At 70.2% G+C, this 9,938-nt stretch carries 14 protein-coding genes; all 14 read right to left on the bottom strand.

The window, feature by feature from the left end; genetic code table 11:
• Positions 1-670, bottom strand: a 670-nt coding sequence (locus tag KJ554_12685) for a DUF362 domain-containing protein (GenBank protein ID MBU0743190.1), incomplete at its 3' end; no start/stop codon positions are given.
• 14 nt (positions 671-684) lie between these two features.
• Positions 685-1,587, bottom strand: a complete 903-nt coding sequence (locus KJ554_12680; GenBank protein MBU0743189.1) for a decaprenyl-phosphate phosphoribosyltransferase — start codon at positions 1,585-1,587, stop codon at positions 685-687.
• On the bottom strand, positions 1,584-2,210 hold the full coding sequence (locus KJ554_12675) for an SIS domain-containing protein (GenBank protein MBU0743188.1): 627 nt from the start codon (positions 2,208-2,210) through the stop codon (positions 1,584-1,586). Before KJ554_12675 ends, KJ554_12680 begins: the two co-directional genes overlap by 4 nt.
• 2 nt (positions 2,211-2,212) lie before the next feature.
• Positions 2,213-3,082, bottom strand: a complete 870-nt coding sequence (gene rfbD / locus KJ554_12670; protein ID MBU0743187.1) for a dTDP-4-dehydrorhamnose reductase — start codon at positions 3,080-3,082, stop codon at positions 2,213-2,215.
• Positions 3,079-3,729, bottom strand: coding sequence for a RecX family transcriptional regulator (locus tag KJ554_12665; GenBank protein MBU0743186.1), 651 nt, complete (start codon positions 3,727-3,729; stop codon positions 3,079-3,081). Before KJ554_12665 ends, rfbD begins: the two co-directional genes overlap by 4 nt.
• Before the next feature lie 3 nt (positions 3,730-3,732).
• Positions 3,733-4,842 carry a recombinase RecA gene (gene recA / locus KJ554_12660; protein ID MBU0743185.1) on the bottom strand — a complete coding sequence of 370 codons (1,110 nt, stop codon included), beginning with the start codon at positions 4,840-4,842 and terminating at the stop codon, positions 3,733-3,735.
• Positions 4,843-4,947: 105 nt separating this feature from the next.
• A complete protein-coding gene (gene thpR, locus KJ554_12655; GenBank protein ID MBU0743184.1) occupies positions 4,948-5,517 on the bottom strand; it encodes an RNA 2',3'-cyclic phosphodiesterase in 570 nt (189 codons plus the stop codon).
• Complete coding sequence (locus tag KJ554_12650; GenBank protein MBU0743183.1) at positions 5,514-6,788, bottom strand: CinA family nicotinamide mononucleotide deamidase-related protein; 1,275 nt, start codon at positions 6,786-6,788, stop codon at positions 5,514-5,516. Before KJ554_12650 ends, thpR begins: the two co-directional genes overlap by 4 nt.
• Complete coding sequence (locus KJ554_12645; protein ID MBU0743182.1) at positions 6,782-7,234, bottom strand: phosphatidylglycerophosphatase A; 453 nt, start codon at positions 7,232-7,234, stop codon at positions 6,782-6,784. The genes KJ554_12650 and KJ554_12645 overlap by 7 nt, the downstream gene beginning before the upstream one ends.
• A 91-nt stretch (positions 7,235-7,325) precedes the next feature.
• The gene (locus KJ554_12640; GenBank protein MBU0743181.1) at positions 7,326-7,883 is read right to left on the bottom strand and encodes a gliding-motility protein MglA; all 558 of its coding nucleotides are present in this window, start codon (positions 7,881-7,883) and stop codon (positions 7,326-7,328) included.
• Positions 7,884-7,886: 3 nt separating this feature from the next.
• A complete protein-coding gene (locus tag KJ554_12635; protein MBU0743180.1) occupies positions 7,887-8,375 on the bottom strand; it encodes a hypothetical protein in 489 nt (162 codons plus the stop codon).
• 65 nt (positions 8,376-8,440) lie between these two features.
• The gene (gene recR / locus KJ554_12630) at positions 8,441-9,091 is read right to left on the bottom strand and encodes a recombination mediator RecR (protein ID MBU0743179.1); all 651 of its coding nucleotides are present in this window, start codon (positions 9,089-9,091) and stop codon (positions 8,441-8,443) included.
• A 4-nt stretch (positions 9,092-9,095) separates the two neighbouring features.
• On the bottom strand, positions 9,096-9,410 hold the full coding sequence (locus tag KJ554_12625) for a YbaB/EbfC family nucleoid-associated protein (GenBank protein MBU0743178.1): 315 nt from the start codon (positions 9,408-9,410) through the stop codon (positions 9,096-9,098).
• 31 nt (positions 9,411-9,441) lie between these two features.
• Positions 9,442-9,938 (bottom strand): hypothetical protein (locus KJ554_12620; protein ID MBU0743177.1); only part of this gene is annotated, 497 nt, incomplete at its 5' end.

Genomic DNA, 9,938 nt, shown 5'->3' with positions numbered 1-9,938 from the left:
GCCGCCAGACCGCCGGCGGCCGGCGGTACAGCTCCGCCACGTCGCCGATCTGTGCGGACGGGTGCGATGCGAGGTCGCCCAGACCGGCGTCAGCTGCGAGCGAAAGTAGCGGCAGGGAGAACGGATCGAGACCCAGCACCCTGGCGACAGCCGCGTCGAGCGCGACCGGGTCGCGGCCCGCGAGCAGGAGGTTGCGCGGCTGCAGCGTGGAGTCCGGTCGGCCGCCGCCGGGGATGAGCGTCGCGTCGACCAGAAACCAGTGTTCAACGTCCGAGGCGAGGACCCGGCGGGTTCCGGCGACGACGCGGCGCGCGACGGAGTCGCGTTCGTGACGTCCTTCGGTTCCTGCCACCCCCGCCAGGGCCTGCAGACAGCAACCCACGCCGAGTTCGGCGTCCGGCCGGGCGACAACCAGATGGAGTGCCGCGCGCGTGAGGGCGGTGATCCGCCGCGACGGCTCCCCGCCCCCGTGCGCGGCGACGGCGGCAAGGGCGCCCTCGACCTGCCAGGGGGACGTGGCGGCCCCGGGTCCGCGCCGGTTAGCGCCGGGGGCATCGATCACGGCCGTGACCTCGCCGGGCGTCGCCGTGTAGCCGGACATGGCGAGCACGCGCACGATATCGTCGCGCACCGTTTCCGGTCTGGTCCAGACGACAGCCAGAGGTGTCATGCGCATGTCTCCCGTCAGCCCTGCAGCCCGATGACCAGGCACGCCGTCACGATCCAGCCGAGCAAGGCCAGCTGGATCCAGATATCGGTCAGCAGCACCTCGTGCGGCATGCTGCCCTGCCCGTCCATGAAGATCAGTACGAGATAGCGTCCCAGCCCCCAGACGACGAAGGGCACCGTCATGACCAGATGCCAGGTGTCGAACTGCGCGACGGTGCCCGGTGACATGGTGTACATAGCGTACGCGGTGACGGTCAGGGCGAAGGTGCCGCCGATCAGGAGATTGAGGGTCAGCTCGTTGTAGAACCTCAGGGACGGTCTCGTCTCCAGGCCGGCCGGCAGCACGTGCATGTACTCGGCGCGGCGCTTGGCGAAACCGAGGAAGAGGGCGAGCAGGAAGGTGCACAGGATGAGCCAGTTCGAGAGCGGTATGTGGTAGGCGGCGTCGCGCAGGACCTCGACACTCGCGATCGCGCGCAGGACGAAGCCGATGGCGATCCCGACCACGTCCAGGATGACCAGGCGCTTCAACCCGTGCGTATAGGCCACGTTGAGCAGCAGGAACATGGCGGCGATCAGCGCGAAGCGCAGCCCGAGCAGCAACGCGCCGCCGAGCGAGACCACCGCCAGCACCAAGGCTGCGATCTCCGCCGCGCGCACGTCGAGACGACCCGACGCGAGGGGCCGCTCGCGCTTGACGGGATGGCGGCGGTCGTGCTCGATATCCTTGATGTCGTTGAAGATGTAGACCACGCCCGAGAGGAGGCAGAACAGGATCCCTCCCACCGTCGCGCGCCATAACAGCGTCGGATCGGTGGCGTGCTGGGAGAAGATCAGACCGGCGAACAGGATGAGGTTCTTGGTCCACTGCCGCGGGCGCAGGCTCTCGAAAATGGTTCTGATGCTGGACGTCTTCACTGCGCCGCGCCATCCCCGGCCTCGTCCACCAGCCAAGACTCGAGAATCCGGCACAGGACGTGTCCCATGGTTATGTGCAGTTCCTGGATGGTGGCGGTCGAGGCGCCCGGGGCGATCAGGGCCCCGTCCACGAGCCCGGCCAGATCGCCGCCGTCGTGGCCCAGGAAACCGAAGACGGTCATGCCCATCTCGTGCGCCGCCTCGACGGCCTGCACGCAGTTCTCCGAGTTGCCGGAGGTGGAGAGCACCAGCAGGACGTCGCGGGCATTTCCCAGGCCCGTGACCTGTCGGGCGAAGATCTCCTGGAATCCGTAGTCGTTGCCCACCGCGGTCATGACCGACGCGTTCACGTTCAAAGCCAGCGCGGCATAGGCGGGGCGGTTGCGCTCGAAGCGGCCGACCAGTTCCGCGGCGATATGCTGGGCGTCCGCCGCGCTGCCGCCGTTGCCGCAGACGAGCAGCTTGCCGCCCGCCGCCCATGCGTCGCGCACGGCGACGGCCACGGCCAGCAGGGCGTCCAGGTGCTCTTCGCCCAGGTCGTCGATCGCCGCACGGTGGTCCGCGAGGGCTGCGCGGTAGATACGCGCGCCGAAGGTCCTGTCGACGTTGCTAGGGCCGGGCATCCTCATCCTCCCCGCTCGACATGCGTACGATCATCCAGCCAGGCAATATAGCGCGCCAGGGCGTCCTGCCAAGTAGGACGTGCCGGACAACCGCACGCCTCCAGGTTGCGGCTCTTGAGGATCGAGCAGCGCGGGCGCCGCGCAGGCGTGGGATAAGCGCCGCTGCCGCAGGGCCGAGCCCGACGGGGATCGTCGCCGCTCAGGCGGGCGATCTCCCTCGCGAAAGCGTACCAGGTGCAGGCGCCCGCATTGGTGGCGTGGAAGACGCCGGCGGGGCGCGCCCGCATCAGATACGCCAGGACCCGCGCCAGGTCCGGCGCAAAGGTGGGGCATCCCGTCTGGTCGTCGACCACCTTCAGCGTATCCCGCTCCGCCAGCAACCGCCTGACGGTGAGCACGAAATTGCGCGGTCCCGGGCCGAAGAGCCAGCTCGTGCGCACGATCTGCCAAGGGCCGGACATGCTTTCCGTGGCGGCCTCGCCCGCGGCCTTGGTGGCGCCGTAGGCGTTGACGGGATCCCGGGCGTCGTCCTCGTCATAGCCGTCGGCCGCTTCGCCGGCGAAGACGTAGTCGGTGCTGATGTAGGTGAGGCCGGCACCGGCGGCGTCGCAGGCCTCCGCCACGGCGGCCGTCGCCTCCCCGTTGACCGCGGCCGCCCGGTGACGGTCGCTCTCGGCACCGTCCACGTCCGTGTAGGCCGCCGTGTGGACCGTCCACTCCGGCCGGTACCGCTCGAACAGGGCGGCGACGTCTCCGGCGACCGTCAGATCACCGTCCGGCAGATCGACGCCGGTCACCTCGTGGTCGTCCGCCAGCGCGGCGACCACGGCGCGCCCGAGCATCCCCGCGCTGCCGGTGACGAGAATCCTCACGTGGCCTCCTCGGCGTCGGGGACCGTTTCGCGGATGACCGTGCCTGCCAGCGCCGCCGGAAAGCCGCGACCCAGCAGGTAGCGCTCTCCCCTGGACAGGGCGCGGAGGTCGGCCGCTCCCCGCTGGCGGCGCCACCACTTGCGGGCGGCCGCGCGGCAATGGCGGTGCTGGTCCTCATCCGTCACGATCTCGTGCACCACCACGGCGGCCAGCTCCGCCGCGACACCGCGCTCCCGCAACTTGCTTTCCAGGTAGCGACGACCTACGGGGCGCAGGCGCACCGTGTCCCGGCACCACGTCTCGGCGAACAGGCGGTCGGAATGCACGCCGGCGGCGGCGAAGCGATCCAGGATCTCGTCGAGCGGACCCGCCGGAAATCCCTCGTCCAGGAGCTTGCGTCGCAGCGCGCTCCGGGTCTGCAGGCGACGACCCAGGAGGGCGAACAACCGCCTGGCGATGAGCTTGCACGCGGCGGCTTCCCGCAATCGCGCCAGCAGGTCCGCCGGCACCGACCCCCCGGGAGCGGGAAGAGCCGGCGGCAGGGATTCCACCGCCAGCTCCAGGGTTTCACCGTCGCTGAGCGTGACGCGCACGCCGCCCTCGGTGTCCTCCACCGCAAGCAGCGTGGGGCCGCCGCCGGCGCTCACGGCCTATCCCGCCGCCGACGCCGACGATTTCGTCTTGGCCGGCTTGGCCAGGGGCCGGGCCGCCCCTGCACCGGCCTCCGTCTCGGCGGGCTTGGGTTCAGCGGCGGCCGGCCTGATGCCGTAATGGATCAGGACCGGCTCCTCGATGCGCCGGTAGAGGTCCGGGGTCTCGCGCAGGAAATCCCGCACGTTCTCCTTGCCTTGCCCCAGGCGCTCTTCGCCGAAGCTGTACCAGGCGCCGGACTTCTGGATGATCCCGGCCTCGACGCCCAGCTCGATCAGGTCGCCCTCCTTGGAGATGCCGTGCCCGTAGAGGATGTCGAATTCCGCCTTCTTGAACGGCGCTGCCACCTTGTTCTTGACGACCTTGACGCGCACGTGGTTGCCGACCACTTCCTCGCCCTGGGTCAGGGCGCCGACGCGACGGATGTCCAGGCGGACGGTGCTGTAGAACTTGAGCGCGTAGCCGCCGGTCGTTGTCTCGGGATTGCCGAACATCACCCCGATCTTCATGCGCAGCTGGTTCGTGAACACCACCATGGTGTTGGTCTTGGAGATCGCGCCGGTCAGCTTGCGCAGAGCCTGGCTCATCAGCCGGGCCTGCAGGCCGACGTGGGTGTCGCCCATCTCTCCCTCGATCTCCGCCCGCGGCACCAGCGCGGCCACCGAATCGATCACGACGATGTCCACGGCGCCGGACCGCACCAGCAACTCGGTGATCTCCAGCGCCTGCTCGCCGTTATCCGGCTGCGAGACGAGCAAATTGTCGATATCCACGCCGATATTGCGGGCGTAGATCGGATCGAGCGCGTGCTCGGCGTCCACGAAGGCCGCCGTGCCGCCGCTGCGCTGGGCGCTGGCCACGACGCTCAACGCCAAGGTGGTCTTGCCGCTGCCTTCCGGACCGTAGATCTCGGTCACGCGCCCCCGGGGCAGGCCGCCGATGCCCAGTGCGATGTCCAGCGTCAAGCTGCCGGTCGACACGGCCTCGATGCCTTCCACGACCCGGTCGTCGCCCAGGAGCATGATGGCTCCCTTGCCGAACTGCTTCTCGATCTGGGCCCGGGTCAACTCGAGCGCCTTGGCCCTGTCCTGCTGCCTGTCCTTTGCCATCGTCATCTCTCCTTGGGTGTGAGTCGGGTCCGGGAGGCTTCGCTGCCGAGCCGAGCGCCCGCCTTGCGCCGCGGGCCGGCCGCCGGACAGGTGCGATCCACCATACTACGCCGGACCGGCGCCCGCCAACGGGAAAACCCGACGCTCGACGTACACCGGACCGCGCCCGGTCAAGCGGCTCTCGATCAGGCGGATCTCCCGTATCGCGACAGGATGCGGGGCCGGCGGGACGAGGTTCCGCAGATCATCGAGGTCCGTCGCGCCGAGCGGACGCTTGATGCGGGCCAGGGTCAGGTGCGCGCGGAACGCTTGCCGCAGTGGGGGTTCCTCTCCCAGGCGCGCATCGATCGCCTCGTTGACGGACGTGGCCAGCGCCTCCAGCTCGCCGTCCCCGGCAAGCTGCAAGAAGAGGACCCGCGGCCGGCGCCAGCCCGGGAAGACCCCCAGACCGCCCGACGACATCGCGAAACCGGCGCGCGAACCGGCGGCTCGCCGCAAGGCGCCATCCAGCGCGGGCAGGACGCGCTCCGGCTGTTCGCCGAGAAAGCGCAGGGTGACGTGCAGGTTCTCCGGCCGGACCCAGTTCAGGTCCCAGCGGCGGCGCCAGGTGTCGAGCGCGGTTGCCAGCGTCGCGCGCAGGCGCTCCCCCGGGTCAACGGCCACGAATAGTCTCACCGCCTGGCCTCCCCGCCGCGGCCGGCGAACGGATCGGCGGCGCTGGCGAGATGCCTGCGCAACGCGTCGAGGGCGAAGGACACGGCCAGTTCCCGGTTGCGGTAACGATGCGGGCCCAGACGGTAATGCCCGGCGTACACGCCGCACGCCGAGGCCAGGCCGAGACAGACGGTGCCGACCGGCTTGTCCGGCGAGCCCCCGTCGGGACCGGCGATCCCGGTGATGGACAGGGCGTGGTCGCTGCCGAAACGCTCCCGGCAGCCGGCGGCCATCTCGCGCGCGGTTTCCACGCTGACGGCGCCGTGCGACTCCAGGGTGGCGGGGGCGACGCCGAGTGCGGACGTCTTGACTGCGTCCGCATAGGTGAGCGCGCCACCCAGGAAGCACGCGGACGAGCCCGCGTTCTCGGTCAGGGCCGCGCCGAGCAGGCCGCCCGTGCAGGATTCGGCCACCGCCACCGTCCAGCCGCCGGCGATCAGGTCCGCCTGCACAACCTCGTGCAACCCGCGCAGGTCTCTCGCATAGACGTGGTCGCCCAGGACCGCGGCCAGGTCCCCGGCGAGCCGCTCCGGCCACGCGACTGCGGGCGAGGGCGCCGCCGCCTGCACGTCCACGCCCCAGCGCGTCAACCACCAGGACCAGTCGAGGTCGCTGTGACGGCCGCGCAACGCCTCGGTCGCCTTGGCCAGCCCCGGCTCGGAGAAACGCACCGTGCGCATCAACACGCCTGGCAAGGGGTCTCCCAGCCGACCGCGGGCGGACAACCAGGCCTCGACGGACTCCCACATGGCCCGCACCTCCTGGGGCACACCCGGCAGCAGGACCAGCGTGCGCTCGCACAGCTCGCCCGCCATGGCCGGCGCGGTGCCCAGGGGGTTGAGCAGGGCGTCCAGCCCCGCGGGCAGCAGACCCTGCTTGACCATGTTCTCCGCGTAGGGGTAGCCCCTCTGCGCGCACATCGCGCGCAGGTGCCGGGCCACGGCGTCGTTCTCGCGCAGCGGCGCCCCGGCCCAGGCGGCCACGGTCTCGGCCGTGAGATCGTCGCGGGTGGGCCCGAGCCCGCCGGTCACGACGACCAGCGCCCCGGCGGGAACGGCGTCGAGCGCGGCGGAGATCCTGTCGGCACGGTCCGGCACCACCGTCACGGCGTCCACCCTCACGCCACGATTCGCCAGTCGGCGCTGCATGAAACTGGAATTGGTGTCCACGGTGCGGCCGTTGAGCAATTCGTCGCCGACGACCACGAGCCAGGCCCGGGTCAGCTTCACCATCCGGTCACCGCCAGGGTCAGACGCAGGCAGATGTTCGCGTAGACGCCGGCAAGCAGATCGTCCACGGTGATGCCCCAGCCGCCGGGCAGCCGCTCGGCGCGCCGCACGGGAAAGGGCTTGGCGATGTCGAAGAACCTGAACCAGAAGAAGCCGGCCAGCCAACCGGCCCAGCCGGTGCCCACGCCCAGGTATGTGACGAGCATACCCGCGACCTCGTCGCAGACCACCAGGGAAGGATCCGGGCCGTGGCGGCGCTCCATCCAGCCGGCGGCGGGTACGCCCAGGGCCACGACTCCCGCCAGCAACAGCAGCTGGGTGGCGGGGCAGACCGGCGAGACCGCGCCCCAGACTAGCGCGAAGACCAGGCTGGCGACGGTGGCCGGCGCGAAGGGCGCGTAGCCGGTGCCGCCGAAAGTGGCGAAGGCGTGGATCAGAAAACGTTTCACGGTGTCCTCTCCCGCTGACGGTACGCTCGCTGCGAGGCTCGCTGGGCGTCAGGGTAAGACAAGGGACACGCGCGGTCAACGCGGGGAAGGGCTAGCCGGACGGCAGGCGGCTGAACAGGGTCTCGAGGGTGGCCTCGACGCCTTCCCCGGTCAGGGCGCAGGCGGGCACCGCCGGCCAGCCGCGGCCGTTGAGCAGGCGGTCCATATCCTTCGGCGGCACGGCGTCGGGCAGATCGCGGTGATTGTACTGCAGCACCAGCGGAAAGGCGGCCGGTACGATCCCGGCAGCGGCGAGATGAGATCCGAGTTCGTCCAGGAGCACCAGGTTCGCGTCCTGCCGCGCGGCCCGTCCGTCGGCCACGAAGACCACGCCATGGGCGCCGCGCAAAAGCAGCCGCCGGTCCTCGGCCCGCGCCAGCCGGCCCGGCACGGCGACCAGGTGCAGCGCCCGCGACCCGCCCCGCCAGGGCAACGGCAGGAACTCGCAGCGGTCCGCCGCGGATGCGGTCTCGACGACGGTCACCTCATCGGGGATGCCGGCGGCGGCGGCGAGCTGCAGCAGGTTGGTCGTCTTGCCGGCCAGGCCCGCGCCGTAATAGACGATGCGCATGATGTGATCGACAGGCGTCTCTCTCGCGTCGCCAGGCATCGCCTACTCCCAGAAGATGTCGTCGCCGCCTGAGTCTGTGTCCACGTCCCGCCGCCGGGACACGGCGGCGAAGAGGGCGGACAGGGCTTCGCGCATGGCTGCGACCGGCATCTCGACGAGCCTATAGGCCAACCCCGGCGGCAGGCGCGTCTCGCAGAACAACAGGAGCGAGAGATCGCGCGCCACGGGCCGGGCGTAGACCCGGTTGCGCCCGTCGTGCACGAAGACCGGTGCGTCATGCCCGCTGTCCGGATCGAGTGTCCGGGCCACGGAGACTGCCGACGTGAGCCTGGCGAGAGTGTCGTCATCAGCCGGCTGCGGACCGGACCCGAAACGCAGGACGAGCCGGCCGCCGCCGGCCACCAGGCAGACGCCGGCCACGCCCTCACGTTGCGCGAGCGCAGCGGCCGCGTCGCATATGCGCTGGTATGCCTCGTCCTGGACTGGGCTGGCGGACCCTGCCATGGCGGCCCTCTCGACGAACAGGGACACGGGACCGCATTTCCGGAATGCGGACTCTCGATCTAGCTATCGGCTGGAAACAGAAGGACTTGAAATCAGAAGTCCCGGCGGAACTGGAAGGCCCTCTGCAGGGTGGCCTCGTCGGTGTAGGCCAGGGCGCCGCCGACCGGGATACCGGTGGCCAGGCGGGTCAACTTGAGCTCGGCGGCGGCGAACAGCCGCTGGATGTAGAGGGCCGTCGCCTCGCCTTCCACGCTGGCATCGAGAGCCAGGATCAGCTCGCCGACCTCGTCCTGCTCGACACGGCGGACGAGCCGGTCGAAGGGCAGATCCTCGACGCGCACGCCGTCCAGCGGCGACAGCAGCTTGCCCAGCACAAAATAACGTCCGCGGAAGAACCCCGCCTTCTCGAACGACAGGATGTCCACGGGCGAGGCGGTGACGCAGAGCAGCCGCGCATCGCGTCTGGCGGAGCTGCATATGGAGCAGGGATCGGTCTCGGTGATCGCGCCGCAGCGGCTGCAGTTGCGGACCCGCTCGCGGGCCTCGGCCAGGGCGTCGATGAGTTCGACGGGCAGCGCGCCGTCGCGCTGGATGAGTTCGAGCGCGATGCGCGTGGCCGACTTGCGGCCCAGGCCCGGCAACCGGCTCAGGGCGCGCACCAGTCGTTCCAGGGACGGGGACTGGAACTCGCCGCCGTCGCGGTGGGTCCGGAAGTGGTTGGCCGACGGCGTGGAGTGATCCACGACCCTACATCCCCGGCAGACCGGGCAAGTTCATGCCGCCGGTGACCGAGCCCATGTCCTGCTCGACCATCTCGTTCACCTTGCGCGTGGCCTCGTTGACGGCCGAGAGCACCAGATCCTGCAGGAAATCCACGTCCTCGGGGTCGACGATCTCCGGTTTGATGGTCAAGGCGGTCAGGTCGTGCTTGCCGTTCATGCTGGCGGTGACCTGTCCGCCGGCGACCTCCACGGTGACGACCTTCCGGGCCAACTCTTCCTGGGCCTCCGCCATCTTCTGCTGCATCTGCTGGGCCTGCTTCATCAGGGCGCGGATGTCCATCGGTTCTCCTCCTCCCCGCGGGGCGGTGCTTCTATGAAGTGCCGGATGACTTCGCCCCGTCGTCGCGGCGCAGCCAATCCTCCCTTTCGGCGTCGGGAACAACTTCGGCGTCGAGCATGCGCACGAGATCCCCCAGGGTATCGTCCTTGTCGCAGGCCTCGTGCAGGGCCTCTTTCTCGGTGGGCGCCACGGCGCGGCGCAGTTCATCGCGGTGCTCGCTGCGCACCTCGTCGTCGCCGCTGACGACGTTCAGCAGGAGTTCCTTGCCGAGGTAGCTGACGGACGCCTTCTGCAGCACGTCGAGATCCTTCTCGACCTGTTTGAGCTGGAACGTCTTTTCCGCGGGAAACGAGAGGACGACGCGGTCGTCCTGCACCGAAGGCATGCCTTCCATGACGCAGGCGCCGAGGGCCGGGTGTCTTGACTGCAGGCCCTCCACGAGGCTCGTCCAGCCGGAGACGGTGGCTGCCGCCGCCGCCCGGTAGGCGTCGGGGCCGGAGCAGGCGGCGACCGTTTCCCCGGGCGATT

This window comes from bacterium (assembly GCA_018814885.1).
Taxonomy (GTDB): Bacteria; Krumholzibacteriota; Krumholzibacteriia; order LZORAL124-64-63; family LZORAL124-64-63; genus JAHIYU01.
The sequence above is the reverse complement of the archived record's forward strand: the minus strand, read 5'-3'. Positions and strand labels throughout refer to the sequence as shown.

Coding starts and splice junctions, on each gene's coding strand:
- KJ554_12650 (MBU0743183.1), bottom strand. CDS start 6,788: ATGGTGAAGCTGACCCGGGCCTGGCTCGTGGTCGTCGGCGACGAATTG.
- KJ554_12640 (MBU0743181.1), bottom strand. CDS start 7,883: ATGCCTGGCGACGCGAGAGAGACGCCTGTCGATCACATCATGCGCATC.
- recA (MBU0743185.1), bottom strand. CDS start 4,842: ATGGCAAAGGACAGGCAGCAGGACAGGGCCAAGGCGCTCGAGTTGACC.
- KJ554_12625 (MBU0743178.1), bottom strand. CDS start 9,410: ATGGACATCCGCGCCCTGATGAAGCAGGCCCAGCAGATGCAGCAGAAG.
- KJ554_12675 (MBU0743188.1), bottom strand. CDS start 2,210: ATGCCCGGCCCTAGCAACGTCGACAGGACCTTCGGCGCGCGTATCTAC.